Source organism: Nocardia pseudovaccinii NBRC 100343, assembly GCF_001613225.1.
GTDB lineage: Bacteria > Actinomycetota > Actinomycetes > Mycobacteriales > Mycobacteriaceae > Nocardia > Nocardia pseudovaccinii.
The window spans coordinates 1-26783 of sequence record NZ_BDBY01000029.1 but is presented as its reverse complement, the minus strand read 5'-3'; the positions used below and the strand labels follow the sequence as shown (position 1 = coordinate 26783).

Sequence of the window (26783 nt, the reverse complement as noted above, 5' to 3'; positions counted from 1 at the left end):
CGGGTCAGAACCAGGCGTCGCGCATTTCCAGCGTGGTGCGGTCCATCAGCTCCAGCAGATCCAATTGCGGTGTGGTCTTGGGCAATTCGTAGCGGAAGAAGTAGCGGGCCGCCGCGCGCTTGCCGTCGTAGAAGTCGCCTTCCTTGCCGTGCGCGGCGAGAGCCTGCTCCAGCCAGATCCACGCGACCACGACGTGCCCGAAGGCCTCGAGGTAGACGCTGGAATTGGCCATGGCGGCGGCGATATCGCCGGAGGCGAACATCCAGCCGGTGACGGTGAGCAGCCGCTGCCAGACCGCGTCGAGCTGGCCACCGAACTCGGTCCACTCGCCGCCCGCCTCGGTGGCCGCGAGTACGGTCCGCTCGATCTGTGCGGCCAGTAGCCGCAGGCTCGCGCCGTCGTGCTGGATCACCTTGCGGCCCAACAGATCCAGACCCTGGATGCCGTGCGTGCCTTCGTGGATGGGGTTGAGGCGGTTGTCCCGGTAGTGCTGTTCGACGTCGTATTCGCGGGTATATCCGTAGCCGCCGTGCACCTGGATGGCGAGGCTGTTGGCCTCCAGGCACCATTGCGAGGGCCAGCTCTTCGCCACGCCGGTGAGGATTTCCAGCAGCAGCGTGTGCTCGCGTTCGGCCGCCGGGTCCGTGGTGGTGCGTTCCAGATCGACGAGGCGGTTGCAGTAGAGCAGCAGAGCGAGCGCACCCTCGACATAAGCTTTCTGCGCCAACAGCATTCGCCGCACATCGGCATGCTCGATGATCGGCGCCTGCGGTGCGGACGGGTCTTTGGCGGTGACCGCGCGGCCCTGTCGGCGTTCCCGGGCGTAATCGAGTGACTTCAGATATCCGGTGTAGCCCAACGCCGTCGCGCCCAGACCGACGCCCAGGCGCGCCTCGTTCATCATGTGGAACATGTAGGACAGGCCGCGATGCGGTTCGCCGACGAGGTAACCCACCGCGCCGGGCGCGCCGTCCGGATTGTGCTTGCCCTCGCCGAAATTCAGCACCGTATTCGTGGTGCCCCGATATCCCATCTTGTGGTTCAACCCGGCCAGCACCACATCGTTGCGCGCGCCGAGCGAACCGTCCTCGGCCACCAGGAATTTCGGCACGACGAACAGCGAGATGCCCTTGGTTCCGGCCGGTCCGCCCGGAATCTTGGCCAGCACGAGGTGCACGATATTGTCGGTCAGCTCGTGATCACCGCCGGAGATCCACATTTTCGAGCCGAACAGCCGGTAGGTGCCATCGGCCTGCGGTTCCGCGCGGGTGACGATATCGGCCAGCGATGAGCCCGCCTGCGGTTCGGACAGGCACATCGTGCCGGTGAACCGGCCCTCGACCATGGGCTTGACGAAGCGGTCGATCTGCTCCGGGGTGCCGTGCGCGGCGAGGAGATTGGCATTGCCGACGGTCAGGAATAGATAGCCGGTGGTGCCGACATTGGCGGCCTGGAACCAGCAGAATCCGGCGGCCTCCACGGTGGCGGGCAGCTGCAGCCCGCCGATCTCCTCATCCATCGCGGCGCCGATGAGATTGGCCTTGGTGAAGGCCTCGATCGCGGCCTTCACCTCCGGGATGATGGTGACCTTCTCACCGTCGAAGGTCGGCTCATTGCTGTCGTTGCGCTTGTTGTGGGTGGCGAAGTGCCGGGTGGCCAGATCCTCGCAGAGGTCGAGAAAGCCGTCGAAGGTATCCCGGGAGTGTTCGGTGAACCGGGGCAGCGCCGTGAGCTCCTCGACCCCCAGCCATTCGTAGAGCAGGAAGTCCAGGTCCCTACGGGAGATCAGAGTCGAGCGCACGGGCACATCCTCTCGCGGTGACGGAGCACTGGCCCAGACGGGCGCGGTACTCGCTCGGGTCGATTTGGTACGTTACTACGCATGTGTCGCGAATCGATCCCAGGGCTGGGATGACCACAACCTCCGGTGCCGCCCGTCCTGTCGGCCGTCCCGCCGCCGCCTCCCAGGACCAGGTGCTCGCCGCGGCCAGCGCCCAGTTCCTGGCCTGCGAGCGGGTCGATGTGCAGGCGATCGCGGCGGAACTCGGATTGTCGCGCGCGACCATCTACCGCTGGTTCGGTTCGCGCGACGGTCTGCTCGGCGCGGTCATGGTGTCGGAATTCGAGCGGATGGTCGTCGCGGCGCAGACGCGCGAGGACGGCACCGGCGCGCCGCGGGTACTCGCCCTGCTGGACCGGGTGGCGCAGTGGATGACGCGCAGCGAGGCCTACCGCTATTTCATCGCGACCGAACAGGCCACCGCGGGCCGCATCATCACCACCAGCGATGGGCCGGTCCAGCCGAAGGTGGTCGGGGTGGTCGCCGAGATTCTGGATACCGCGATGGTGCAGGGTTACCAGAACCGGGTCGATACCCAGACCTTCGCCTATGCGCTGGTCCGGCTCATCGAAGCCTTCCTCTATCAGGATGCGGTGACCGGCCTTCGCGGCGATGTGGAGCGGTTGCGCGCGGTGCTGGCGGTGATCCTGGGGCTGGATCCGGATCAGCGCGGCCCGTAGGTATCGAGGAACAGAACGGGTCCGTCGCCGAAGTCGCCGCGGGTATCCATCTCGAGGAGTCCGGCCAAAGCCTTTGCGGTGTAGACGGTTTCCAATTCCAGCCCGTTGGTCGCGGAGAGCTTCTTCGCGGCAACGGCGGCCGGGGTTTCATGGCCGTAGCCGGGGCCGAGCCAGTCGCGCACCATCGTCACGTCGTCCGGGCGCAGCTCGGGAGCGGTGAATTCCGCGCCACGTGCGCGCAGCACCATCGCGGCGCGGCTCGCCAGCCCGACAATGTGCCGCGCGTCGAGGGGGAGCGAGTCGTTGACGACGACACCGACGACACGGGTGTGTAGTCCGGCAAGCCTTAGGCCGAGGACCAAACCCGCTGCCGTGCCACCAGATCCGACGGCGGTCACCAGATGTGTCGGTTGCGGTAGTTCGCCCGCCGCGATCTGCGCCGCCAGTTCCAATGCGACCTCGACATAGCCGAGCGCGCCGATCGGCGACGATCCGCCGACGGGCAGCAGATACGGTGGGGTGCGTCCGTGCATATGCCGCAGCACAAGCCACGGTACGGCCAGGACGGTGCGCAACTTGCTGTGCGTGAAATATAGGGTGGCGCCGGAATTTTCCAGTCGTCGCAGCTGCGCGCGGACGTGGTCGTCCACCGGTTGGTCGACCAGCGCCAGCGCGGTGTCGATGCCGAATTCCCGGGCGTAGAGCGCCGTGGCCAGACCCCAGTTGGTTCCGGTGCCGCCAAAGGTGAGAATGGTGCGGGCACCGCGCCGTCGGGCCTCGGGCAATAGCCACTCCAGCTTGCGGATCTTATTGCCACCCCAGCCGCCGGAGCCGTACCCGCTTTCGTCCTTGCACCACACAGTGCTGTTGGTGCCGAGGTCCAGCGGGCGGACCGGCGTCGGCGCGATACCGAGCCGGGCGAACGGCAGTGTGCTGGCTAGTTCGGGGAAGCGCTGGTGGAGCAGGGATTCGGTCATAGTCCGACCATTATCGGGGTTCAGCTCCCTTCGGTGAGCAGTTGGTCCAGGCGGGCCGCGCAGACCAGGGAGAGATCACCCATGCCGAGGTGGCTGGACATGCGCAGCAGCGGGACGGAGAGCAGGATCGCGCAGAGGATTTCGTTGAAGCGCAGGTTGCGGACCGGCCAGCCGGTGCGGGCTTCGTATCCGCCGATCGTTTCCTCGCGTGCCGGTGTGCCGGGCAGCCGCGCTCGGCCCTGGAAGTCGCTGCACAACCAGTCGGTCAGCAGGAGCCAGGCCAGATCGGCCTCGTGATCGCCGAGATAGGCGATCTCCCAATCGAGGACGCCGAGCACGGAAAGATCGTCGGCGTAGAGGACATTCGACAGGCGGCTGTCGCCCCAGCACAGCGTGATGTGCTCGGGTCGGTAGCGATGCCCACGCAGCCAGTCCAGTGACCGCTCGAAGATGGGTTCGGGGGTCGGATTCGCCCAGTGCACGGCCCAGTCCAGATAGTTCACCGCCTGTTCGAGCGGTTCGGCGCCGAGACGAGGCATGCCAAGGAAGTCCATGCGCAGCGCGGTCGGATCCAGCCGGTGGACCTGAACCATGGTGTCCACACAGGACCACCAGATTCGCGCCCGCTCCTCGGGCGTCGCCTCGAAATACATCCCGGCCTCGTGATAGGTCGGGACATCGCTGGGTGTGCGGCCGCCGTCGATGCGGTCCATGACGTAATACGGGGTGCCCAGCGGATTCGGCCCGATATCGATCCAACGCACCGTCGGAACCGGAATATCGGTTCCGGCAAGGCGTTTCATGACGAGGAACTGCCTGCGCAGGTCGTAGTCGGGGAACAGGGCGATCTCGGGCGGTCGCCGGAATACGAAACCGGCGTGTCCGGGTGCCGCATTCAGCCCCTCGACATCGAAAAGATAGGTGTCGGAGGCGAATCCCTGGTCGGCGCGCTTCCAGTTCGCGATAGTGGCCCGCTCGGCATCCGGAAGATGCTGGTGCACAAGGGGTTCCACGTGGGCGGGTAGGTCGTCCGGGGTGAGTCGGGTGGCGCTCATATTCTCACCAGCCGGTGTAGCCGTAGCGCGGGTAGCTGCCCATGCACACCATCTCCAACAGGCCGTGCCCGATCTTGTCGCCCATTCGCACTTCGCACAGCGTCTCGCTGAGCAGGCTGATCGGCCGGACCTGATCGAGATCGGTGATATCGACGGTGAAGCCATCGCTGAACGCCGTCCCACGCCACATGCCCGACGCATAGCCGCGGTATTCGTTGTATCCGGCGAATCCGGGCCAGAAGCGGCAGTTCGGGCGCACCTCGAGCACCGATGTGGTGTGGTCGCCGCGGTGCACGGTGAAGGTGCCGCCGGTGGCGACGCGCAGGTCCGGTTCGAAGGTCAGCTCGTGTTCGACATCGATGATCGGTGTCGAATCACGGCCGGTGGCGATCGGGTACAGCACCTCGCCTTCGAATTGCCACCGTGCGCCGGTGCTGGTCTCGCGCTGCGCGAAATGCACCAGCTCGTCATCGAATTGGAAGATGCCCATGTAGTAGAGGACACCGTCGGGCACCTCGGTGGGCTGCAGGCCCGGACCCTCGTCGAGGCTGCCGCCGCCGGGACCGTGCCGCACGCCCCACGAGTGATCGCGACCGAACCACCACTGGTCGGGGTCGATAGCGATGCGCCTGCCGTCGATCTCGATCCAGCCGGTGACCGTGCCGTTCTGGTAGTAGCGGCGCGCGTCCTCGCGTATCCGGCCGCGGGAACGGTGGAAGGCCGGTGTCTGTTCGTAGGCGGGGAAGGTGCCGTGGAAGTCGAGTTGCAGGCGCAGGCCGTGGTCGTTGTCCGCCAGCGTGGCCCGGGTGCCGAGCAGCGGCTCGGTCACCTCGTAGGTATACGGGCCGACGTCCCATGCGCCGAGCGTCGTCGCGCGGTGGTTGTATTCGGTCGACAGCCGCACCACCTTCGCGTGCTTGCCGCCGACGGTCACCATGGCGTACGCGTCCATGACATTGCGGTTGGGGTATCGGGCGAGACCGGTCATCACGCTGATCTCGCCGGATTTGTCGAAGCCGTACATCACCACGCGTTCGGTCCAGCGCAGATCACTCTGGCCGACGTGATCGAACGTCGTCGCGAGTTGGTGGGACAGCATTTCGTCTTCGGGTACAAGCATCCGAGCTCCTTCGTAGGTACACCGGCGAATATAATACGTTGCACACCGCAACGTAATTGTTTCGGCGAAATCGCCCGGGTACGCTGCGCGATATGACGTCGACCGATTCCGCGAACCCCAGGTCGGCCGGTCGGCCGCGTGACGCGCAGATCGATCGGGCCGTACTCGATGCGACCCGTGCATTGCTCGCCGAGGTCGGATACCAGGACACCTCGATCTCCGCGGTGGCCCGCCGCGCCAGTGTCGGGACCGCGCCCATCTATCGGCGCTGGCCCGGTAAGGAGGCGCTGATCGAGGACGCGGTCTTCGGTTCCGGAAGTCTCTGGCTGCCCGCCGAAACCGAGGATCTACACACCGACCTGATCGAGTGGGTGCGCGTCTTCCTGGCCCGCATCGCGGAACCGTCCGCACGCGCCGCGATTCCGGGCCTCATCTCGGCCTACCACCGCGAACCTGACCGCTACCGAGCACTGCACGAGCGCGCCGACCTCCCCGCCCGTCAGGCGTTCACGGCTCGAATCCGTTCGGCCATACCGGCCGACGGCGACGGAACCGCAACGGCTGACCTGGTTTTCGAGATTTTGATCGCGAGAACGTTGATGCGCGGACTCACCTACGGTATGGACGATGCCGAAACCTTCTGCGCTCGAACGGCGGACGCGCTGCTGAGCCTGATCCGCACGGCCACCTGAGGTCGCTTCAGACGAGGCCGTGTTCGCGGGCCACGGCGGCGGCTTCGGTCCGCGTCGCGGCACCGAGTTTGGTGAGGATGCGCGATACGTGCATGCCCGCGGTATTGCCGCTGATGAACAGCTCGGCCGCCATCCGGCGATTGCTCGTCGCGCTCGGCGTAGAATACCGGAACCCGTTGGTGCGCGGTGAGTTCCCGCATCGGTTCGGCGCCGAGGTGGCGCAGCGGAAAGGGGGCTTCCGTGCGGCGTGCTACGGTAAGAAATCCGAGGCTGACCCGCAATAACCATAATGCGGATGGATACTCGGTCGGGTGGGAGATGTTATGGGGGTCGCTGTTTTACATGATGGGTGCTGATGGCCCCGCCTGGAGGGTCTGTGCTGGTCGTGGACCTGAATGTGTACTACGAGGCGAGAAAGAAGCTCGCCACACTGGCCGATGAGATCGGTACCGCTGTCACCCCGTGACCTCGTTCCCGGTCTGACCACCAGCTCGGGAATGGGTGGAAACTTTCCAGCGGTTACGGGCTGAAATACCGCTTACCGCAAGCACGCTGGCGATGTGCGGACAGCGGTCCTGGCTTATGCCGTCGCCCTGCGGCACTTCGGCAGCGTCCTCAATATCGTCGTGCGCGCGACAACGAATCCGTTGGACGCCAGGGGCTTCCCTGAAATCCCGGATCCGAACGGCGACAACGGTGCTGGCGTGTGGTAGGTGGACAGGAGCGCCGAACGGCCGCGCCGATGCACTCGACACCGCGTCCGCCGCCTGGGACACCTTCGCGTACAGCCACGAGTTGGCGACTTCGCCGACGACGCTGAAGGGAGTGCACGATTCCTTCAGCGCGGTGCAGGCGCCCGAGGTGGCCGATATCTTGGAGGCATCGACGCGCTGCGGGGCGAAGCAGAGCAGATCGGAACTGTCGCAAAGACTCTCGCTTCCGAGACTCGGATACACCACGACAATCTCATCGACGCGCGCAAGCAGTTGTCCGCCTCCGCATCAGACCACATTCTGCGCTGTTGGTCGGTCGATCAGGTGGAACTAGTGGCGGCATCGGCCGAGAGAGCGCCGCCGTCAGTTCCACGTGATCACTTGTCCAGTAGTGCATCTCGGGTGGACGGCAACGGCGGGCGATCATGGAATGTGTGCCAGAGCCGTATCCCTGGTGCGGACAGCCTGTATTCGCATTCGTGGCGCCACCATATCTTCTTGTGTCAGGGCATGATTCGGCGTCTCGTGGCTGGTCGGGCTAGCGTTTCGCGGCGAGCGCCCGTGCTACATTCGCGCAATGACATGGCAACTCGGCCGCCTCGGCGAGGTCGGCTCGTTGGGCATTTACGTCGCAGCGCTCGCGGCGTGCGGCAATTCGCATCAAGCCGCATCTGTCACTGCGACTGCGATCGTTCCGGCCGCGACCGCATCTCCGGTGGGTGCGAGTGTCACTGCATCATCCGAGCCTGCGCCTCGCTTGATGTTCCCCAATACCACCTTTTACGCAGCTCCGGACAGCTTCGATGCATCGACGCAGATGCTGATATTCCATGTCAGGAAGCACGTTGCGGGCGGCCCGAACAATGGGCATTTCGAGGCAGATCCGGACCGGCCGCAACAATACCGGCTGCCTCTGGCTGCAGGCGTGAGGATCGCCAGCGTATTCGGTCTGTGTTCGCCGAACGATCCGGTTTTGACGCCGGAAAAGTCATGCTCGAAAGCCGAGTTCACCGCAGACTTGCCCAAATACCATGGCGTGCTGCAACTCCACGTTGATGCAACCGATCACATCGACGCCATCGAGGAGCAGTACCAGCCGTAGTGTTAGCCGCGCCGTACTGACTGGGGCCGGATATTCGCTGGTTCGCCGAGCTGCGGACGTACTGAGGTGGCACCGCTTGCGGACCGTCCGCTGTTGGTGCCACCGGTGACGCTCGACATCATCAACAAGAGCGTGTTCGATCAGGGTTCGAGATATAACCGTTCATTCGGGAGACGTGGGTACCCGCTGGCGTCGCCATGGTCCATGGTCACCGCATCGGCGTAGTGCCGCGCTTGGTGCTCCTGCATAAAAGTCAGTGCCGCGGTGAGACAGGCGACGAAGTCGAACCGTGCTCCGTGCAGGAATACGCTGAGATGCACATCTGGCTCTCCCGGCTTCGGAGATGCTTTCGCGCTCATGGGTTCTCGCGATCTGTGAGGCTGACCGGCAGGACATCTATCACGTCGTCGTTGCTTCCGTTGTCCTCGTGGTCAACGCACCAACCGTCCTCGTCTACCTCGGTAATCCCGTCGGCGGTGTGGCGGAGCGTGACGCTATCGACCGGCGCGAGTTTCAACTTCTCCGGCGTGTGTTCATGAAAAACCTTCAGCAACGCCGCCACCGACGGCGCGATCTCGGTCCTACGCTGCCGTTCAACCTCATTCATGGCGCACAGCTCCGAAACCGCTGGGCGCGAAGTCGGCGCGGTCGTCGAGGACCCACGCGCCGATCCACGGCCGCTCAAGCATGAGCGGCCCTCCGTCGCACCGGCCGATACTGCCCTGAACAGGCGCGGATCGCGTCGACCACCACTAGTCCGGACGGCCGAAAGGTGCAGCGGGGTGGTTCGATCCAGCGCCGGAACTGTTCACCTTGGTCGGCGGGCGACGGTAGCGCGACAGTGCCACCGGTTCGCACCACCGATACGTTCAGGCGGAACATTTCGGCGAACAGGCGCGCATCGTCGGGGATGTCCGGTCTGACCAAGTAGGTCCAGCGGTCCGAGCGTGGATGCGACAGGATCGGACCGATGTCCGAACCCTGGTGCTGCATATGTATTTTCACGGCTTGGCCGAGGTGACCGGGAAGCATCAGTGCCCATACGTGTTCCGCCTTCATGATGATGCGGCCCAGGTGCGGCGGATCGATGCTCGCGGGCAGATCGCACACTCGCCGATAGAAGTGGCAGCGCGATCTCGGACTATCGCCAAAAGCTGTGTGGTCCATCGGTTTCAGACCTCTTTGTCGGATTGTTCAGCGCGGGTTTGATCGGGTTGCCACTCGGATAGGGCGCTCAGGTACCGCTCGAGAACATCGGCGGGGACATCGACCGCGAGTGCGGCGGGTGGGCCGACGAGCGGCATCCGCTGAGGTAGTTGTGGTTTCAGCATCGTGACCCCCTGGTGCGATGGCGACTGAAGTGCGTGCGGCTTGCTGGTTGACTGCCTTACCGCGTTGCACACATTGAGTAGACACCGAACCGCGCCAGTTTGGAACCGATCCACAGTGATATGTGGCAAGATAAAAACGTTCCAATCAAGCTGAATTAAGTAGCGGAGCTAACGACGGGCGAGGTAGTTCTGATGGCGACAGAGACAACGACCCTTGTGCGCAGGCTGCTGGCCCGACGGCTGGTCGAATTGCGCGAAGCCGCGCAACTCAAGAGCGACGAGGCGGCTAAGCTTGCCGAGATCGGCCGACAAACGCTGTGGCGCTTGGAGAATGGGCGCACCTCAGAGGTGAAGAAGCCGATCATCCGAGCGCTGTGCAGGGTGTACAAGGTCGGCGAGGATGACCTGCTCGGGCTGCTGTGGCTGGCAGACGAGTCCCGCAAGGACGGTTGGTGGCAGTCCTACGGCGATGCGATCCGGTATGCCGATCTGTTCCTCAGTCTGGAGCAGGCCGCGAACCGTATCAGGTCGTTTCAACTGACGCTGTTGCCCGGACTCGTGCAAACGGCCGACTACCGCCGTGCAATGGCGCGGAACTATAGGCCAGCATTGAGTGCCGAGAAGATCGAACGGCACATCGAGTTGCTAGCTAAACGCCAAGCACGCCTTACAGATTCGAGTAATCCACTGACGCTGGAGGTATGGCTCAGCGAGGCGGCGCTACGGCACCGAATCGGTGGTGCGTCGGTAATGGCCGCCCAGGCACAGCATCTCCACGAGCTGAGCGCGCTGCCGAACGTGTCGATCCGGATCGTTCCCCTGACGGTCGAAGGCTATCTAGGACTGGAAACAGGCTCGTTCGTGCTGCTCGAGTTCCCGAGACATTTGAACCCGTCACTAACTCAGCCACCGGTCGTATACATCGAGAGCTACGCTGGAGCTCTGTACCTGGACAAACCGACGGAGATCGAGTCGTATCAAGCAGCGCTGTCGGCTATCGAGGAGGTAGCGCTGGATGAGCCGCAGTCCAGGGCACTGCTACAGAAGATCGAACAGGAGTACCGAGCGTGAATATCGACCTATCGGCTGCGAAGTGGTACAAGAGCAGCCGTAGCCACACCGGCCAGGACTGTGTGGAGGTCGCGCACCTTGACGGGGGCATGGTCGGAGTGCGTGACTCGAAGAATCCGACCGGCCCAGCGCTCGTCTTCACCCCAGCCGAATGGAACGCGTTCACCGCTGGTGTGCACGACGGCGAGTTCGACCGACCATGACACGTCGCTAGCAGACAGCCCCCAGCCTCAAAGCTGGGGGCTGTCTTCGTGATACGCCCGGCATAGGTGATCGCTTTGGGGTGCGAGTCCCTGAAGGAAGACGTGGTGCTAACTCCGAACCGGAGGCACCGGGACTGAATGCAGGCGATTTCCGCGAATTCTTCCGCACCATCGGCTGAGTCCGCCGGACCCGTAGCATCGCGGGGATTTGCGTCTCCACCAAGGGGAGACACGAGGGTAGGGGTATGGACGGCGTCACGCTTCATCCGATCGGCACAATGGCCGAACGGACCGGTCTCTCGGTCAAGACCATCCGGTTCTACGCCGATACCGGTGTCGTGCCGCCGACCACTCACAGCCCCGCCGGTTACCGGCTCTACGACGACGATGCGCTCGCCCGCCTGCAACTGGTGCGAACCCTGCGCGAACTCGGCATAGATCTGGCCGCCATCCGACAGGTGCTCGACCGCACACTGACGGTGCCCGAGGTCGCGGCCGCACATGCCGATGCGCTGGAGTTCCAGATCAGCACACTGCGGGTGCGGCGCACGGTGTTACGAGCGATAGCCGAGCGGGGCTCGACCCCCGAGGAGATGGAACTCATGCACAAACTCGTCGAACTCTCCGACGCCGAAAAGCGCCGCCTCATCACCGAATTCGTCGAAGACACCTTCGGTGGCACCGATGCCGACCCGGAATTCGTCGACCTCATCCGCTCGGCAATGCCGGAACTGCCCGACGACCCCGAACCCGCCCAGGTGCAGGCCTGGGTGGAACTCGCCGAACTCACCCGGGATCCGGATTTCCGCGCATCGGTGCGCCGCATGGCGGAATACCAGGCCGCGCAGCGCGCCGAAGGCGATACCACCGGCCTGCACCACGAGCTGACCGAACTCGTGCGCGAACGAGTCGGCCAGGCGCTCGCAGCTGGAACAGCGCCGTCGTCGGCTGCGGCCCGACCCATTGTCGATGAGCTGACCGCCGCATACGCGACGACATTCGGCCGTCCCGATGACACCGAGTTACGGCACTGGCTGCTGACCCGCCTGGAGGTCGCGGGAGACCCACGCGCCGAACGCTATTGGCGACTCCTCTCGGTCATCAACGGATGGCCCGTCCCGCCGACCCTCGGTCCGGTGTTCGACTGGTTCGGTGCCGCGTTGCGGGCCGATTAGTCCAGATCCGCCAGCTTGGCGAGGATGGCCGCGGCCATGGCCGCCGGATCGCCGTCCTCGGGACGCAGCACCAGTTCGGCTCGGGTGGGTGCCTCGTAGGGATCGTCGATGCCGGTGAAACCGCGGATCTCACCGGCGCGGGCCTTGGCGTACATGCCCTTGGGGTCGCGGGCTTCGCAGATCTCGAGTGGCGTATCCACGAAGATTTCGACGAAGGGGATGCCAGCGGCCTCGTGCACGGCCCGGACCTTGTTGCGATCGGCGGCGTAGGGACTGATCAGGGAAACCACCGCGACCACACCGGCTTCGGCGAACAACCGCGCGACTTCGCCCACGCGGCGGATATTCTCGACGCGGTCGGCGGCGCCGAACCCGAGGTCGGCATTGAGGCCGTGGCGCAGATTGTCACCATCGAGCAGGAAGGCCGGGCGGTCCGCCGCGACCAGGCGACGCTCCAGTTCCACTGCGACAGAAGACTTTCCGGAGCCGGACAGCCCGGTCAGCCAGACGGTCATGCCTGCGGTCGGGCGCTCGTCGCGGCCGACGGCGGTCGAATGCCAGACGACGCGAGAGGAGGGCAGGGTCGGTCCGGTGATCATGCCCGCGGCGACCGTGTTGTTGGTGGTGTCGTCGACGAGGATGAAGCTGCCGGTGGTGCGATTGCGGCGGTACGGATCGAACAGCAGGGGCTGGCGGGTGTGCAGCTGGATGCGGCCGATCTCGTTGAGCGACAACGAATTCGCGCTCTCGTCGCGGTGCAGGGTATTCACGTCGAGCCGGTAGTCCAGGGTGCGCACCTCGGCGGTCGCGGTGCGGGTGGTGTGCCGGATGGTATAGGTGGCGCCGGGGGTGAGTTCGGAATCCTCGGCGAACCAGCACACCATCGCGTCCAGATCGCGTCCCACATGCGGCCGGTTCGCGGGGCGGCAGATCAGATCGCCACGGGAAACGTCGAGTTGGTCGGCGAGCTGGATGGTAACGGCCTGCGGCGGAAAGGCTTCCGCGATCGGCGTCCCGCCCGGACCCCAGATCGCCTCGACCGTGGTAGTGAATCCCGAAGGCAGCACGGCGACTTCGTCGCCCGGCTTGAAGACGCCGCCGGAGATGGTTCCCGCATACCCGCGGAAATCCTCTGCGTGCCTGCGGGTCACATACTGCACTGGGAATCGCGCATCGATGAGATTGCGGTCGGAGGCGATATGCACCTCCTCGAGGTGATGCAGCAGGGGCGAGCCCTCGTACCACGGCATGCTCGCACCACGGTGCACGATATTGTCACCGTGCAGCGCCGACATCGGGATGAAGGACAGATCGGCGACATCGAGTTTCGTGGCGAAGCCGACGAATTCCTCCCGGATCTCCTCGAACCGGTCCTGCGACCATCCGGCCAGATCCATCTTGTTCACACACAGCACCAGGTGCGGGATGCCGAGCAGGCTGGCCAGGAAGGCATGCCGCCGCGTCTGTTCCACGATGCCCTTGCGTGCGTCCACCAGGATCAGCGCGAGGTCGGCGGTGGAGGCGCCGGTGACCATATTGCGGGTGTACTGGATATGGCCCGGGGTGTCGGCGATGATGAATTTGCGCCGGGGGGTAGCGAAGTAACGATGCGCCACATCGATGGTGATGCCCTGTTCGCGTTCGGCGCGCAAGCCGTCGGTGAGCAGTGCCAGATCCGGATAATCGTCACCGCGCGCCTTGCTGGTCCGCTCCACCGCGGCGAGCTGATCGGTGAAGATCGTCTTGGAGTCGAACAGCAGACGGCCGATCAGCGTCGACTTACCGTCGTCGACGCTGCCCGCGGTGGCCAGGCGCAACAGGGTGGTGGTCGTCATCAGAAATACCCTTCGCGTTTGCGGTCTTCCATGCCTGCCTCGGAGATGCGGTCATCGGCGCGGGTGGCGCCGCGCTCGGTGACCCGGGTGGCGGCGACTTCGGCGACCACGTCCGCCGGGCTCGCCGCGGTCGATTCGACGCAGCCGGTGCAGGTGGCATCGCCGACCGTCCGGAATCGCACCGTGCTGTCATAGGGCTGCTCGCCGTCGAGCAGGGTAAGAAATCTGGTGTGCGCCAACAGCATTCCGTCGCGCTGCACCACCTTTCGGCGATGGGCGTAGTACAGCGGCGGCAGCTCGATGCCCTCGGCGGCGATGTAATGCCAGATATCGAGCTCGGTCCAGTTGGACAGCGGGAACACCCGGATGTGTTCGCCCTTGCTGTGCCGACCGTTGTAGAGATTCCACAGTTCCGGTCGCTGATTGCGCGGATCCCACTGCCCGTATTCGTCACGGAAGCTGAATACGCGCTCCTTGGCGCGCGCCTTCTCCTCGTCCCGGCGCGCACCGCCGAATACCGCGTCATATCCGCCCTCGCGGATCGAACGAAGCAAAGTGGCTGTCTGCAACCGGTTTCGGGAGGCGCGCGCTCCGGTCTCCTCCTTCACCCGTCCCGCGTCGATATCGTCCTGCACGCTGCCGACCACGAGTTGCAGGCCGAGCCGCTCGACGGTGCGGTCGCGGTATTCGATGACCTCGTCGAAATTGTGTCCGGTATCGATATGCAGCACCGGGAACGGCAGCGGCGCGGGCCAGAAGGCCTTGGCCGCGAGGTGCAGCATGACCACCGAATCCTTGCCGCCGGAGAACAGCAGCACCGGCCGTTCGAAGGTGGCGGCGACTTCCCGGAATATATGTGCCGACTCGGCCTCGAGCGCGTCCAGATGAGGCAGCTCGTAGGTGCTCGCCGTCGACTTCGCGTACTGGCTCACGCCCCAAAACTAGAACACGTTTCGGTCATTGGTCAATGGTTCGAATCCGGCTTGTGACCCCCGGATTCGGCGGTCACCCGATCCGCGGCCGCCACGAGTGCGGTTCCGCGACGGTCGATCTCGGCACCAGTGATGGAGGTTCCGACGTACATCGTCAGCACCATGTTCTGCCTGCCGTCGCCGCCGTAGGTGGGCGCCGCGAGCAGGCTGACCGGATGTTCCTTGCGCGGGCGCAGATCGGTGCCGAGATAGACCCGCTCCCCGAGGCTGGTCACCAGTTCGCCGACGAGTTCGCGCACCTCATTGGGCAGGTCGCTGGCCGCGACCCCGGCCAGCAAAGCGTACAGCCGCCGCCCGGCCGCGGTCAGGCTTTCGATCAGGTAGCCGCGCTCGCGGCACTCCGCGACGATCCGGCGCAGCCGGGCCTCGTCCTGGCGCAGCGGCACCGTCGGCGGCTTGCGCAACCACGCGTCGAAGGCCGCGTCGGTATCCCAGAGCACGTACATCAGACCCACCGGCGGTGCGAAATGGTAGGCCGCACCCACCTTGACCAGGCCCGGACCGGTGCTCTCCAGCACCATGATCTGTTCGCCGACCACGGCCGATGCGGTACAGGTCGTGCGGTACAGCGCGGTGAGTTTCTCGAGCTCGGCGCGCGCGATGGAGGCGATGGCGAAGCTGTCCTGAGCCACCCGGCCCGCGGCGATCAGCGCAGGTCCGAGCCCGTAGGTGCGGGTGTTCGGATCGCGCATGAGATAGCCGCCCGCGGTCAGTTCGGTGAGGATGCCCAGGCAGGTCGGTTTGGCCAGGTCGAGCTCCCGGGCCAGTTCGGAGAGTCCGAAGCGTTTGCCGCGCCGCTCGACGAAGAAATCCAGCACTTGGACCACCCGTGCGGTCGGGGCGGATCTGCGGGCAACCATAGACAACTCCTAGAACAGGTTCTAATCTTGCTTGTATCGAAATGTACCAGAGCGGTACATATTTGGAACAGCTACTTCGGAGAAGCCTCTTGCTGACACAGCCGTTCGCGGAAGCCATCGCCGCCGCCGAGGAAATCATCACCGGCGCACCGCATATTCGAACCGAACAGGACCTCGTCGAGGGCTACGACTACCTCGCGGGCAGTATTCGCGCCTCCATCCAGATGGCGTGGGCCTTCGAGCGGGACTTTCCGTTCTTCGTCATGTCCACCGGCCCGTATACGAAGATGGGTCTGGACAACCCGGACACCCTCTACTTCCATTCGTATCTGCGCCCCGACGCCGAGTACGTGGTGACCGGAACCCGCGGTACCACTCGTGACCTCAGCTTCCAGGTGCTCAACGGCAACTACTCGCCGGTGGACGTCCCCGACAGCGAGACCGCCTTCGACGCCCGCGCCCTCGATATCGCGGCCGACGGGTCCTACGAGCTCCGTCTCGGACCCGGCGAGGCGCGCCGCGGCTATGTTCATCTCGCGCCCGACTCCGCCATGCTCGTGGTCCGTGAGGTACACAGCGACTGGGCCATCGAGAAGCCCGGCACGATCCGCATCCAGCGGGTGGACCGGAGCGGCGACGCACCGCCGCCGCCGACCAGGGACCTGATGAGCAAGCGGTACGACATCGCCGGGAAAATGCTGGTTTCGCGGCTGAATACCTTCCTGGCGTTCCCGAAGTGGTTCTATCTCAACCTGCCGGTCAACACGATGACCGAACCGCGCTCCACCCCGGGCGGGCTTACCACCCAGTTCTCCTCCGTCGGCCATTACGAACTCGACGACGATCAAGCGATGATCCTCACCGTGCCGAAATCGGATTCGCCGTACCAGGGTTTCCAACTCGGCAGCATGTGGTACGTGTCGCTGGACTACATCAACCACCAGACCAGCCTTACCGCCGACCAGGCGCGCGTGGATCCGGACGGGATGATCCGGCTGGTCATCAGCGAGCGCGACCCCGGGCTGACCAACTGGATCGAACGCACCGGCCATGCGCGCGGGTACTTGCAGTTCCGCTGGCAACAGCTGTCGCGGGAGCTGAAGCCCGAGGACGGCCCGACGGTGGAGGTGGTATCGGTCGCCGAATTGCCTGAGCGGCTGCCGTACTACCAGGAAGCTCGGGTCACGCCAGAAGAATGGAAGGCCCGGATCGCGGCGCGTCAGGTTGCCGTGGCGGAAAGGATGCTCGGCTGATGTTGTTGCAGGACAAAGTAGTTGTCGTCTCCGGAGTCGGTCCGGGGCTCGGCCGGGCCATCGCGGTGCAGAGTGCGCGCGCGGGCGCCGATGTGGTGCTGGCCTCGCGGACCGAATCGCGGCTGACCGAGGTGGCCAAGGAGATCACCGAACTCGGCAGGCGCGCGGTGGTGGTGCCTACCGATATCAATGATGAAGCGGCCGTGACGAATCTGGTCGAGACGGCACAGAGCGCCTTCGGTCATGTCGACACCCTGGTGAACAATGCCTTCGCGATTCCGCCGATCACCGATCTGGCCGATGTCGACCTCGATGATGTGCGCGCCGGGTTCGAGACGAATGTGCTTGCCGCACTGCGGTTGACGCGTCTGTTCGTGCCCGCGTTGACCGAGTCCACGGGCTCGGTGGTCATGATCAATTCGGCGGTGCTGCGGCACTCGCGGCGCACCTTCGGGCCGTACAAGATGGCCAAGGCGAGCCTGCTCGCGCTGGCGCAGAGCCTGGCCACCGAACTCGGGCCCAAGGGCATCCGGGTGAATACCGTTGCGCCCGGCTATATCTGGGCCGACAACCTGAAGTGGTACTTCAACTATCAGGCCAAGCAGCGCGGCATCACCCCCGAAGCGGTGTACGCCGAAACGGCCGAGACCATCGATCTGCGCAAGCTGCCCGAACCCGATGAGATCGCCGACGCCGTGGTCTTCTTCGCCTCGCATCTGGCGCGGGCGATCACCGGCGCGTGCCTGGATGTCAACGGCGGCGAATACCACCACTAGGAGATGACTGTGATCGGCAGAGACGACGTCGGCACCATCGACGATCTGCACGCCTCGGCGACCAAGGTCGTCGGATTGACCGATTTCGGCGACGACGGCTACCGCGAGGGGCTGGCAGTGCTGCTCGAGTCCTATGCCGAGGAAGCCGAGCTGACGCCCTTTGGTAACAAGGTCAATCGGGCCTTCCTGCGCGGTGCGCTGATTGCCCGGTTGCTGAGTGAGGCTGCGTGGCAACGCTTTCCGGAACATGCCGACGTCGCGATCGAGCGCCCGATCTTCGTGACGGGCCTGCCGCGTTCGGGTACCACGGCGGTGCACCGGCTGCTCAATGCGGATCCGGCGCATCAGGGCCTGGAAATGTGGCTCACCGAGATGCCGCAGCCGCGGCCGCCGCGCGAGACCTGGACGGACAATCCGGTGTATCAGCGGATCGAGGCGGCATTCGAACAGCATCATGTGGAGCATCCGGAATTCATGGGCGTGCACCATATTTCGGCGGACCAGGTGGAGGAGTGCTGGCAGCTGCTACGGCAGTCGCTGATGTCGGTGTCCTACGAATGCCTCGGCTATCTGCCCGGCTATTCGGAGTGGTTGCGCGAACAGGATTGGACCGCTGCCTATCGCAGGCATCGGCGCAACCTGCAGTTGATCGGGATGCCCGATGCCGACCGGCGGTGGGTATTGAAGAACCCGAGCCATCTGTTCGCGCTGGATGCGATCTTCGAGGTGTATCCGGATGCGCTGGTGATCCAGATGCACCGGGACCCGCGCACCATCATCGCCTCGGTGTGCAGTCTGAACGAGCAGGCCTCGGCGGGGTGGTCGGAGAAGTTCCGCGGTCCGGTCGTCGGTGCCGCGCAGTTGGATCTGTGGGCCAGGGGAGCGGATAAGTTCCTCGCGGATCGCAAGCGGCACAATGCCGCTCAGTTCTGCGATGTGTATTACGACGATTTCGTCGCGGACCCGATCGACACCGTCGGTTCGATCTATCGGCACTTCGATATCGAGCTGAGCTCCGAGGCCGCAGCGGCGATGGCGGCACTGCATGCGGAAAGCACCTCGGGCGCGGCCCGTCCCGTGCATCGCTACACGCTCGCGGACTTCGGCCTGACTGCGGATCAGGTCGATAACCGCTTCGCCGAATACCGCAACATGCACTTCCCGACGAGCTAGGCGCGCCCGAGACCAGGTGTGATCACCTGGTCTCGGTATTACTGCTGACCGGGCCTGAGCACGATGAACAGCCCCTGTGCCTCGGCGCAGAGGCGTTCGCCGTCGTGCAGGGTGGCCCGGACGTAGACCTTGCGGCCCTCCTGCCGTTCGGTCCAGGCGTGCACCCGCAGTTCGGTGTTGAGCGGGGTGATGGAGCGGTAGTCGACGGTCAGGGATGCGGTGCGGGTCACCTCGCCCGCGTGCATTGCCGCGGCCATACCGAGCAGATCGTCGAAAGCGACCGCGACCTGTCCGCCGTGGGCGGCCTTATTGCCGCCCAGGTGGAAGGTGCGGAAGGTGATGCGGGCATCGACGCCGTCCCGGCTCGCCTTGTCGACGACGAACGGTGGGAGGGTGATATTGCCGCGCGACGGCAGGTCGGCCCGGGTCCAGGCGGGGGCGGACCATTCGTCGACGATCGCGGCGTCCAGCTTGTCGTTGAGCTGTTTGAGGACGCCGATCGTCTCCAGCGCGAGCTCATCGGTCGGACATGCCAGCCGGGCCCGATCCATCAGGCTGCGCACCTGTTCGATGAATGCGCCGTAGTGCGGGCCACCGCGCGAAATATCGAGGTCGTCCAGCTGGGCGGCGATCAGCTCCGACATCGGCCGGAACCCGCCCTCGTGGTGCTCCTCGCTCGGCAGCGAGTTGCCGACCTGCTCTTCGTTCATAAGAACACGTTATCGGTTGCCGGTCGAATGCTCGTTCGGAGGGGCCGCGCGATGCGCTGGAATCGGGCGAAGCCGCCTAATGGGGGCGGCGAATTGGTGGTGGGATGCGAGGGCAGGGTTAGCTCGCCTAGTGTGGGTACTCGTTCCTCATCAGGTCTTCCGAAACCCCGCACCGCGGGGCGGGTCGATGGGTCGGCCATCGGGTCGTCGCCGAATGGTGCTGCCCGGCGAAAGGCTTTGTCTCATATGCACATTGCTGCTGTTGTCTTCGATATGGACGGCGTTCTGATCGACTCGGAGCCGGTGTGGGAGCAGGTGCGCCGCGCGTATGTGGCGGAGCGGGGCGGGCGCTGGCTACCTGATACGCAGCAGCGGCTGATGGGGATGAGTACGGGGGAGTGGTCGGACTATCTCAGCGGTGAACTCGGAGTCGGTGCGCCGCCGGATACCGTGGCCAACGATGTGATCGATCGCATGGCGCGGCAGTACGAGCAATCGGTGCCACTGCTGCCGGGGGCGGTCGAGGCGGTGCAGCGCATCAGTGAACACTGGCCGCTCGCCGTGGCCAGTTCGTCGCCGCGAAGCCTGATCGACACGGTGCTCGGCCGCACCGGGCTGATCGAATTCTTCGGCGTCACCTTCTCGACCGAGGAGGTCGATCGGGGCAAGCCCGCACCCGATGTGTACGTGGCGACGGCCGCCTTCATGCGGCACAAGTCCACCGAATGCGCTGCCGTCGAGGATTCGAGCAACGGACTGCGGGCGGCACATGCCGCGGGTATGCGCGTTATCGCCGCACCGCGCCCGGAATATCCACCCGCCCCGGACGCCCTCGCCCTGGCCGCCGAGGTGATCGACACCCTCGACAAACTCACCCCTGAGATCGTCGCCGGGGAATGAACCCATCGCCACAGCCGCGTACAGAACGCCTTGGTGTCGAGTTCATGGGCACATCCCCATCACGCGGCGTCAAGATCTGCGGCATGAAGCCGCTTCCTATGCGCGGATCCCGGGGCGGGGTCAGGGGTGATATGACTCGAGCAGGGCGCGGGCGGCGGCGGTGAGGTCGGCTTCTAGCCAGGCGGGAAGGGCGGGGGCCTGGGCATGGCGGCGCAGGGCGGCGTAGGGGAGGTCGACGACGGCGCGGCTGACGGCGTCGATTTCGCGGTCGCCGTCGCAGCCGAAGCGGGCGGCGGCGATGCGGCGCAGGTGGTCGATGAGCGGTGCGTTCATCTGGTCGAGGCGGGCACGGAATTCCGCGTCCGGTCCGCCGTCGAGCAGATCGCTGGGGCGCAGGTTCAGCAAAAGCTTTGCGTCGTCTGGTAATTCGCGAGCGAAGTGAATGCTCGCCACGGCCATCGCGACACCGGACTCGACCGGGTCCGGTTCGTCGGCGGCGGCCTCGACCCGGTCCTGGAAGCGTTCGAGTGCCCGCAGCCAGGCCGCGGTCAGCACACCGTTGCGGTTGCCGAAGCGGTGATAGAGCGTGCCGACGGGTGCGCCACTGGCCGCCGCGATCGCCGCGACGCTGGCGGCGCGGGGACCGTCGGTGAGCACGAGGGTGCGCGCTGCGTCGAGGATCACGTCGGTGTCGTGCTTGCGGGGAGGCGCCATGTACTAGTACGTTCCTTCTATATGGAGCGATTGCCCTACATAGATGAGCATGCCAGATCGGTGGACGCGAATCGCGATCGGGCGTGGAAAGCCCTGCTGAAAGTTGTCTGCAAGGATCCGAACGATCCGTCGAAGGCGCCGACCGGGTTCGTGCTCGACACCGCCGAAGAGCCCGCTCGGCTGGCACTGCGGGGGCGGCACTGGTTCTCGCGTTATGCGCTGGTCTTCGAACTCGACGAGCAAGGGCCGAGCCGGACATTGGTCCGAGCGCAGAGCTGGGCCGAATTCCCCGGTCTGCACGGAAAGATCTACCGCGCGTTGGTCATCGGCACCGGCTGCCACAAGATCGTGGTGCGCGATATGCTTCGCCGAATCGCGGCCGCGGCATGATTCCGGGGTTGGTCTGGGGTGCCACCGAAGCCGAATGCGAGCTCCCCCTGCCCTGTGACGAGGTGCAACCCGGTGGAGTGCAGGCGGATCGGGCCATCAGCATCGACGCGCCGCCCAGTGTGGTGTACGGCTGGCTGTGCCAACTGCGGGTCGCGCCGTACAGCTACGACCTGCTCGACAACTTCGGCAGGCGCAGCCCGCGCCACCGCGATCCGGCGCTCACCGAACTCGAAGTGGGACAGCGGTTCATGTCCGCGTTCACCCTCGTCTCCTTCGTGCTGTGCCGCCATATCACCCTGACCTCCGGCAAGATCTGCGTCACCTACGCGGTACGACCCGAAGGACGCGGCACCCGTCTGACGGTCCGAATGCATTGCGGCGCGCCATGGTTCGTCGCCCGCGTGCTGGCACTCGGCGATGTGCTCATGATGCGCAAACAGTTGTTGACGCTGAAGGAACTGGCCGAGGCCGAGGTATCCCGATAGCCCCGGGCCCGGCGCAGGTGCCATCCGCCGCGCGTGAGCGCTGGCTCGAGGCGACTACGCGACTATTCACACCCGGCCATGCGGTCCAGTAGTAGCGCCTGTTCAGCATTGTTCCCGGTCAACTCGGCCGCGCGGGCGAATTCGGCGCGCGCTTCGTCCGGTCGGCCGAGCTGGTCGAGCAGGTCGCCGCGGACAGCGGGAAGCAGGTGATAGTTGTCCAATGTGCCGGTGGCGACGAGCGCGTCGACGAGTTCGAGACCCGCGGCGGGGCCGTGCACCATGCTGACCGCGACCGCTCGATTCAATTCGACGATCGGTGACGGAAAGCGTTCGGCGAGAACGGCATACAGTCCCGCGATGCGCCGCCAGTCGGTCTCCTCGGTGCTCGGCGCCATGGCATGCAGGGTGGCGATCGCGGCTTGCAGCGCATAGCGGCCCGGCCGTATCCCACGATTGCGGCTGGTCGCGTGGGAGCGGCCGAGTGCGGCGAAACCACGTCGGATCAGCAGCTGATCCCACCGGGAACGCTCCTGATCCGCCAGCAGGACAACGGTTTTCGTGGGACTCGTCCGTGCGGCCGAGCGCGATGCCTGCAATTCCAGCAGTGCGGCGAGGCCGTGTGTTTCCGGTTCGTCGGGCAGCAGATTCGCCAGCATCCGCGCCAAGCGCAGGGCGTCCTCGCACAATTCGACCCGGATCCAATCATCGCCCGCCGTCGCCGAATAGCCTTCGTTGAAGATCAGGTAGACGACCTCCAGTACCGAATCCAGACGCCTGGCCAGCTCGTCGCCGTGCGGCACAGCGTAGGGCACGCGCCTGGCGGCGATGGTGCGTTTGGCTCGCACAATGCGTTGGGCGACAGTCGATTCCGGTACGACGAAGGCCCGGGCGATCTCCTCGGTGGTCAATCCGCCGAGCAATCGCAGCGTCAAGGCCACCCGGGCCGGTTGCGACAGCACCGGATGACAGGCCGTGAAGATCATGCGCAGCAGATCGTCTTCGATGTCCTCGGCCGCCTCGGGCTCCGGACCGGTCCGGAGTTCATGACCGACCAGCGTCAGCTTCCGCGCGAGGTTCTGATTGCGGCGCACCCGATCGATCGCTCGATGTTTCGCGGTGAGCATGAGCCAGCCGCCCGGATTCGGTGGCACACCGTCGTGCGGCCACTGCTCCAATGCGGCGACCAGCGCGTCCTGGGCGAGTTCTTCGGCGGCGTCGATATCGCCGACGATCCGGGTCAGCCCGGCTATCAGGCGCGGCCATTCCATTCGCCACACGGTTTCGACGGCATCGCGGATCTGCTCGGGCGACCGGCTCATCTATCGGGTCAGCCCTCGACGACCTGGCGAATCTCGATCTCGATATCCCACTCCGGCCCGTGCACGCCCAGGAAGCGCGAGGTCCATTCGACCGCCTCCTGCTTCGTCTTCGTCTGCAGCAGGCAGTACCCGCCGACGACCTCCTTCGACTCGGTGAACGGACCATCGAGCACGGTCTGCTTGCCGCCGGTCTGGGTGATCTTCGTGGCCTCGGTGATCGAATGCAGACCGGCGGTATCCAACAGCACCCCGGCCTTGGTCATCTCCTCGATCACCTTGTTGACCTGCTCGATCAGCGCCTCGTCGGGAACCGGCGCATTCGTCGGATCGACTCGGATCAGCATCATGTGTCGCATCTGGCCATCCTCGGTTCGGTGATCGGCTTGTCCGACCCTCACTCAACGCATCGAACGGCATCGGCTCGAATCGACATTCTCCCGGAAGATTCTTCCGGAAACCCGGATTTGTTACGCGGGCCATGCGCGCACGGCGGCCCGCGCGGTCCAGCGGCCGTCGTCGTAGCGGACCGCCACCGGATGGTCGAAGGCCGCGCTCACGGTATCCGTCGTGACCGTTTCGGCGGCGGGACCAGCGGCAACGGTCTGGCCGTCGGCGATGAGCAGCGCGTGGGTCGTGGTGCTCGGCAGCTCCTCCAGATGATGGGTGACCAAGATCGAGGCGACCTCGGGATGGGTTTCGCCGAGTGCGTCGATGGTTTCGAGCAGTTGTTCGCGGGCCGCCACATCGAGTCCGGTCGAGGGCTCGTCGAACAGCAGCAGGCGCGGCTCGGCGATGAGGGCACGTGCGATCAGGGTGCGGCCACGTTCGCCCTGCGACAGCGTCGGCCAGATCTCCTCGGCCTTGCCCTCGAGGCCGACGGTGTCGATCATGGCGTCCGCCCGGCGCAGATCTTCCGGTGTAGGCGTCCAGCGCATCGGGGTGTCGATGGTGGCGGTGATGCCGGTGAGCACGACCTCGCGGACGGTCAGCGGATAACGCAGTGGATGGCGCGGATTCACATGCCCGATCGAGTGGCGCAGTGGGGCCAGATCGACCCGGCCCATTCGCTGGCCGAGGATATCGACGGTGCCCGAGGTCGGGAAGGTGACCGCGGCGCAGAAGCCGAGCAGGGTGCTCTTGCCCGCGCCGTTGGGTCCGAGCAGCGCCCAGTGTTCGCCCGCGTGGACGGTCAGCGAGATGCCATCGATGATCTGTTTGCCTTCGCGGCGGAAGGTGACCTCGCTCAGTTGCAGCACCGGGGTTTCGGACACGGAAGATCTCCATTCGGTCATCACGTGAACGCGTCTTTCAGAGCGGTCAGATGCATTCGGCTGAATTCCGCTGCGGCACTGGGATTTCGATGTGCGATCGCATCCGTGAGCCGAATATGCGCGTCGTGGTCGGCGGGCTCGGAAAGGACCGGGCGGATCTCGAGCATATCGATCATGGCCACCCGTAGCCGGGGCAGGAAGCTGTCGAAGAGCTGGGTGAGCACGTCGTTGTGGGCGGCGACGATGACTGTGCGGTGGAATGCCATATCGGCATCGACATGGTCGGCGATCGGTTCGCCGTGCGCCTCCCGCGCGGCCAGCGCGCGGCGGATCGCGCGCAGGTCGGCCGGGGTGCGGCGCTGTGCGGCCAGAGCGGCGGCCTCGGCCTCGATCGCGATGCGGGCCTCGATGACCGCGGCGATGGTGGCGCGGCGCAGCACCACATCCCAGTCCTCGGTGACATCCAGCGCGGTCACGAAGACACCCGCGCCCTGACGGCTGTCGAGCACGCCCTTACCCGCCAATTCGCGGATCGCCTCGCGCACTGTGGAGCGGCCGACGCCGAGCTGCGCGGCCAGGGTCGTTTCACCCGGAAGGCGATGTCCCAGCGGCCATTCCCCGTTGCGGATGCGGGTGAGCAGCAGTTCTGCCGCCTGCGCCGCGAGGGGATGCCGCCGCACCTGCGAGATCATCCGAACCTCTCTACTTGTCTGAGGAGTTGTGTATAGTCTAGCAATCATGCGCACCATGCTTCTGCTTAGCCGCCACGGCGGGGCCTGACGACCGGCCGCCCGCCGTGGGGCTTCGTCGTGGCCGGTCACCGTTCTCTGTGACGGCCGCGCAGGCCAGGAAGCAGCAATCATGACCATGTTCCCCACCATTGCCACGCCCGCCGGTGCCGTCTCGGCGTGGAACAGGCAGCGGCATTCACAGATGCCGTCGCATCGCTATCGCAGTGTCTACGATCGCGTGGAAGTACCACTCGCCGAACGCAGTTGGCCGAATGCCCGGCTCACCCACGCGCCGCTGTGGGTGCCGGTCGATCTGCGCGATGGCAACCAGGCGCTGGCCGAACCCATGGATCCCGTGCGCAAGCAGCGGTTCTTCGAACTGCTGGTTGCCATGGGCTACAAGGAGATCGAGGTCGGCTACCCGTCCGCATCGCAGACCGATTTCGATTTCGTCCGGATGATCGCGCGGACAGAGATTGCGCCGGAGGACGTCACGATCGTGGTATTCACCCCGGCCCGCCGCGATCTCATCGAACGCACGGTGGAATCGGTGCGCGGCATCCGTAACGAGGTCGTCGTCCACATGTACACCGCGACCGCTCCGGTATGGCGAAATGTGGTGCTGGGCAAGGACACGCACGAACTGCGCGAGCTGATCATGGCAGGTGGCCGCGACGTCCTCGAATTCGCCGGTGAGCTGCCGAATGTGCGGTTCGAATTCTCGCCCGAGGTGTTCAACCTGACCGAACCGGATTTCGTACTCGATATCTGCGACCGCATGACGACCCTGTGGGACGCCACCACGCAGCGGCCGGTGATCCTGAATCTGCCTGCCACGGTGGAGGTCGCGACACCGAATGTGTACGCGGACCAGATCGAATACATGCACAAGAACCTGGCCCGCCGCGACAGCGTCATCCTGTCCGTGCACCCGCACAATGACCGGGGTACCGGTATCGCATGCGCGGAACTGGCAGTACTCGCCGGAGCGCAACGCGTGGAGGGCTGCGTCTTCGGCAATGGCGAACGCACCGGCAATGTCGACATCGCGACCCTGGCGCTGAACCTGCATGCGCAGGGCATCGATCCGATGATCGACTTCTCCGATATCGACGAGATCCGCAGGACCGTCGAATACTGCACGCGCATACCGGTCCACGAAAGGCATCCGTATGTAGGCGATCTCGTGCACACCGCGTTCTCCGGCACACATCAGGACGCGATCAAGAAGGGGATGGCCGAACATCGCGAACGAGCGGCCGCGACCGGAATCGACGAACGCGAACTCGATTGGCATGTCCCGTATCTGCCGATCGATCCGGCCGATATCGGGCGCAGCTATGACGCGGTCATCCGGGTGAATTCCCAGTCCGGCAAGGGCGGGATCGCGTACCTGCTGGAGTCCGAATACGGCC

The 26783-nt window shown here is 65.2% G+C and carries 32 protein-coding genes; 14 read left to right on the top strand and 18 right to left on the bottom strand.

The annotated features are described in order from the left end of the window. Positions 1-4: 4 nt before the first annotated feature. Positions 5-1801 carry an acyl-CoA dehydrogenase gene (locus NP3_RS03490; protein ID WP_063037687.1) on the bottom strand — a complete coding sequence of 599 codons (1797 nt, stop codon included), beginning with the start codon at positions 1799-1801 and terminating at the stop codon, positions 5-7. A gap of 110 nt (positions 1802-1911) precedes the next feature. Here NP3_RS03490 and NP3_RS03485 point away from each other — a divergent pair, with 110 nt between their 5' ends. Then, positions 1912-2520, top strand: coding sequence for a TetR/AcrR family transcriptional regulator (locus NP3_RS03485; protein WP_063037685.1), 609 nt, complete (start codon positions 1912-1914; stop codon positions 2518-2520). Here the strand turns inward: NP3_RS03485 and NP3_RS03480 are convergent. The 3 genes from NP3_RS03480 to NP3_RS03470 are packed head-to-tail and all read right to left on the bottom strand — an operon-like array spanning position 2505 to position 5672. Further along, positions 2505-3497 carry a 1-aminocyclopropane-1-carboxylate deaminase/D-cysteine desulfhydrase gene (locus NP3_RS03480; protein ID WP_063037683.1) on the bottom strand — a complete coding sequence of 331 codons (993 nt, stop codon included), beginning with the start codon at positions 3495-3497 and terminating at the stop codon, positions 2505-2507. The two genes, NP3_RS03485 and NP3_RS03480, sit on opposite strands and share 16 nt — an antisense overlap. A gap of 20 nt (positions 3498-3517) precedes the next feature. Next, a complete protein-coding gene (locus NP3_RS03475) occupies positions 3518-4552 on the bottom strand; it encodes a phosphotransferase family protein (protein ID WP_063037681.1) in 1035 nt (344 codons plus the stop codon). Between the two features lie 4 nt (positions 4553-4556). Next, the gene (locus NP3_RS03470) at positions 4557-5672 is read right to left on the bottom strand and encodes an Rv3169 family protein (protein ID WP_063037678.1); all 1116 of its coding nucleotides are present in this window, start codon (positions 5670-5672) and stop codon (positions 4557-4559) included. A 92-nt stretch (positions 5673-5764) separates the two neighbouring features. Here NP3_RS03470 and NP3_RS03465 point away from each other — a divergent pair, with 92 nt between their 5' ends. Next, positions 5765-6364: a TetR/AcrR family transcriptional regulator gene (locus NP3_RS03465; protein ID WP_063037676.1), complete on the top strand. Its 600-nt coding sequence runs from the start codon at positions 5765-5767 to the stop codon at positions 6362-6364. Between the two features lie 7 nt (positions 6365-6371). Here the strand turns inward: NP3_RS03465 and NP3_RS46420 are convergent, their stop codons facing one another. Continuing rightward, a complete protein-coding gene (locus tag NP3_RS46420; protein ID WP_084508099.1) occupies positions 6372-6497 on the bottom strand; it encodes a LuxR C-terminal-related transcriptional regulator in 126 nt (41 codons plus the stop codon). Between the two features lie 427 nt (positions 6498-6924). Here NP3_RS46420 and NP3_RS47590 point away from each other — a divergent pair, with 427 nt between their 5' ends. Continuing rightward, complete coding sequence (locus tag NP3_RS47590; protein WP_157124048.1) at positions 6925-7077, top strand: hypothetical protein; 153 nt, start codon at positions 6925-6927, stop codon at positions 7075-7077. 577 nt (positions 7078-7654) lie between these two features. Then, positions 7655-8179: a hypothetical protein gene (locus tag NP3_RS03455; protein WP_063037662.1), complete on the top strand. Its 525-nt coding sequence runs from the start codon at positions 7655-7657 to the stop codon at positions 8177-8179. Positions 8180-8319: 140 nt separating this feature from the next. Here NP3_RS03455 and NP3_RS03450 read toward each other — a convergent pair whose 3' ends face one another. From NP3_RS03450 to NP3_RS47585, 4 genes are all read right to left on the bottom strand, one after another. Continuing rightward, positions 8320-8499 (bottom strand): hypothetical protein, encoded by a 180-nt coding sequence (locus NP3_RS03450; protein ID WP_063037660.1) that lies wholly within the window; start codon positions 8497-8499, stop codon positions 8320-8322. A gap of 35 nt (positions 8500-8534) precedes the next feature. Next, positions 8535-8786, bottom strand: coding sequence for a hypothetical protein (locus NP3_RS03445; RefSeq protein WP_063037658.1), 252 nt, complete (start codon positions 8784-8786; stop codon positions 8535-8537). Positions 8787-8860: 74 nt separating this feature from the next. Beyond that, on the bottom strand, positions 8861-9289 hold the full coding sequence (locus NP3_RS03440) for a DNA-directed RNA polymerase subunit beta (RefSeq protein WP_245720788.1): 429 nt from the start codon (positions 9287-9289) through the stop codon (positions 8861-8863). Positions 9290-9351: 62 nt separating this feature from the next. Next, the gene (locus NP3_RS47585) at positions 9352-9510 is read right to left on the bottom strand and encodes a hypothetical protein (RefSeq protein WP_157124046.1); all 159 of its coding nucleotides are present in this window, start codon (positions 9508-9510) and stop codon (positions 9352-9354) included. A 192-nt stretch (positions 9511-9702) separates the two neighbouring features. On the opposite strand from NP3_RS47585, the gene NP3_RS03435 reads away from it, so the two are divergent. The 3 genes from NP3_RS03435 to NP3_RS03425 all read left to right on the top strand — a co-directional run bounded on the left by NP3_RS03435 (position 9703) and on the right by NP3_RS03425 (position 11959). After that, entirely contained in the window at positions 9703-10581 is an 879-nt protein-coding gene (locus NP3_RS03435) for a helix-turn-helix domain-containing protein (protein WP_063037654.1), read from the top strand. Then, positions 10578-10784, top strand: a complete 207-nt coding sequence (locus NP3_RS03430) for a DUF397 domain-containing protein (RefSeq protein ID WP_063037652.1) — start codon at positions 10578-10580, stop codon at positions 10782-10784. The genes NP3_RS03435 and NP3_RS03430 overlap by 4 nt, the downstream gene beginning before the upstream one ends. A gap of 245 nt (positions 10785-11029) precedes the next feature. Then, positions 11030-11959, top strand: coding sequence for a MerR family transcriptional regulator (locus NP3_RS03425; protein ID WP_063037650.1), 930 nt, complete (start codon positions 11030-11032; stop codon positions 11957-11959). Here the strand turns inward: NP3_RS03425 and cysC are convergent. The 3 genes from cysC to NP3_RS03410 are packed head-to-tail and all read right to left on the bottom strand — an operon-like array spanning position 11956 to position 15646. Continuing rightward, positions 11956-13794, bottom strand: coding sequence for an adenylyl-sulfate kinase (gene cysC / locus NP3_RS03420; protein ID WP_063037648.1), 1839 nt, complete (start codon positions 13792-13794; stop codon positions 11956-11958). The two genes, NP3_RS03425 and cysC, sit on opposite strands and share 4 nt — an antisense overlap. Then, positions 13794-14726, bottom strand: coding sequence for a sulfate adenylyltransferase subunit CysD (gene cysD, locus NP3_RS03415; RefSeq protein ID WP_063037646.1), 933 nt, complete (start codon positions 14724-14726; stop codon positions 13794-13796). Before cysD ends, cysC begins: the two co-directional genes overlap by 1 nt. Before the next feature lie 32 nt (positions 14727-14758). After that, positions 14759-15646 (bottom strand): helix-turn-helix domain-containing protein, encoded by an 888-nt coding sequence (locus NP3_RS03410; RefSeq protein ID WP_063037715.1) that lies wholly within the window; start codon positions 15644-15646, stop codon positions 14759-14761. 89 nt (positions 15647-15735) lie between these two features. Between NP3_RS03410 and NP3_RS03405 the strand changes: the two genes are divergently transcribed. Genes NP3_RS03405 through NP3_RS03395 form a run of 3 tightly spaced genes read left to right on the top strand, consistent with a single transcriptional unit; the run spans position 15736 to position 18848 of the window. Further along, complete coding sequence (locus NP3_RS03405) at positions 15736-16899, top strand: hypothetical protein (protein WP_063037713.1); 1164 nt, start codon at positions 15736-15738, stop codon at positions 16897-16899. After that, positions 16899-17675, top strand: coding sequence for an SDR family oxidoreductase (locus NP3_RS03400; protein WP_063037644.1), 777 nt, complete (start codon positions 16899-16901; stop codon positions 17673-17675). Before NP3_RS03405 ends, NP3_RS03400 begins: the two co-directional genes overlap by 1 nt. Before the next feature lie 9 nt (positions 17676-17684). Next, complete coding sequence (locus NP3_RS03395) at positions 17685-18848, top strand: sulfotransferase family protein (protein ID WP_245720787.1); 1164 nt, start codon at positions 17685-17687, stop codon at positions 18846-18848. 38 nt (positions 18849-18886) lie between these two features. On the opposite strand, the gene NP3_RS03390 is transcribed toward NP3_RS03395, so the two are convergent. Beyond that, positions 18887-19558, bottom strand: a complete 672-nt coding sequence (locus NP3_RS03390; protein WP_063037640.1) for a PaaI family thioesterase — start codon at positions 19556-19558, stop codon at positions 18887-18889. Between the two features lie 246 nt (positions 19559-19804). On the opposite strand from NP3_RS03390, the gene NP3_RS03385 reads away from it, so the two are divergent. Continuing rightward, positions 19805-20458 carry an HAD family hydrolase gene (locus tag NP3_RS03385; RefSeq protein WP_063037638.1) on the top strand — a complete coding sequence of 218 codons (654 nt, stop codon included), beginning with the start codon at positions 19805-19807 and terminating at the stop codon, positions 20456-20458. 120 nt (positions 20459-20578) lie between these two features. Here NP3_RS03385 and NP3_RS03380 read toward each other — a convergent pair whose 3' ends face one another. After that, positions 20579-21172: a TetR/AcrR family transcriptional regulator gene (locus tag NP3_RS03380; protein ID WP_063037637.1), complete on the bottom strand. Its 594-nt coding sequence runs from the start codon at positions 21170-21172 to the stop codon at positions 20579-20581. Between the two features lie 21 nt (positions 21173-21193). Here NP3_RS03380 and NP3_RS03375 point away from each other — a divergent pair, with 21 nt between their 5' ends. Together NP3_RS03375 and NP3_RS03370 are read left to right on the top strand one after the other, a co-directional pair. Beyond that, the gene (locus NP3_RS03375; protein ID WP_063037636.1) at positions 21194-21562 is read left to right on the top strand and encodes a hypothetical protein; all 369 of its coding nucleotides are present in this window, start codon (positions 21194-21196) and stop codon (positions 21560-21562) included. Beyond that, positions 21559-22047, top strand: a complete 489-nt coding sequence (locus tag NP3_RS03370) for a hypothetical protein (protein WP_063037635.1) — start codon at positions 21559-21561, stop codon at positions 22045-22047. The genes NP3_RS03375 and NP3_RS03370 overlap by 4 nt, the downstream gene beginning before the upstream one ends. Before the next feature lie 62 nt (positions 22048-22109). Here NP3_RS03370 and NP3_RS03365 read toward each other — a convergent pair whose 3' ends face one another. The 4 genes from NP3_RS03365 to NP3_RS03350 all read right to left on the bottom strand — a co-directional run bounded on the left by NP3_RS03365 (position 22110) and on the right by NP3_RS03350 (position 25329). Next, on the bottom strand, positions 22110-23366 hold the full coding sequence (locus NP3_RS03365) for an RNA polymerase sigma factor (RefSeq protein ID WP_063037634.1): 1257 nt from the start codon (positions 23364-23366) through the stop codon (positions 22110-22112). Between the two features lie 8 nt (positions 23367-23374). After that, positions 23375-23722: a YciI family protein gene (locus tag NP3_RS03360; RefSeq protein ID WP_063037711.1), complete on the bottom strand. Its 348-nt coding sequence runs from the start codon at positions 23720-23722 to the stop codon at positions 23375-23377. Between the two features lie 111 nt (positions 23723-23833). Beyond that, on the bottom strand, positions 23834-24658 hold the full coding sequence (locus NP3_RS03355) for an ABC transporter ATP-binding protein (protein WP_063037709.1): 825 nt from the start codon (positions 24656-24658) through the stop codon (positions 23834-23836). Continuing rightward, complete coding sequence (locus tag NP3_RS03350) at positions 24658-25329, bottom strand: FadR/GntR family transcriptional regulator (protein WP_063037633.1); 672 nt, start codon at positions 25327-25329, stop codon at positions 24658-24660. The genes NP3_RS03355 and NP3_RS03350 overlap by 1 nt, the downstream gene beginning before the upstream one ends. A gap of 241 nt (positions 25330-25570) precedes the next feature. Between NP3_RS03350 and NP3_RS03345 the strand changes: the two genes are divergently transcribed. Beyond that, positions 25571-26783, top strand: a 1213-nt coding sequence (locus NP3_RS03345) for a 2-isopropylmalate synthase (RefSeq protein WP_245720790.1), incomplete at its 3' end; no start/stop codon positions are given.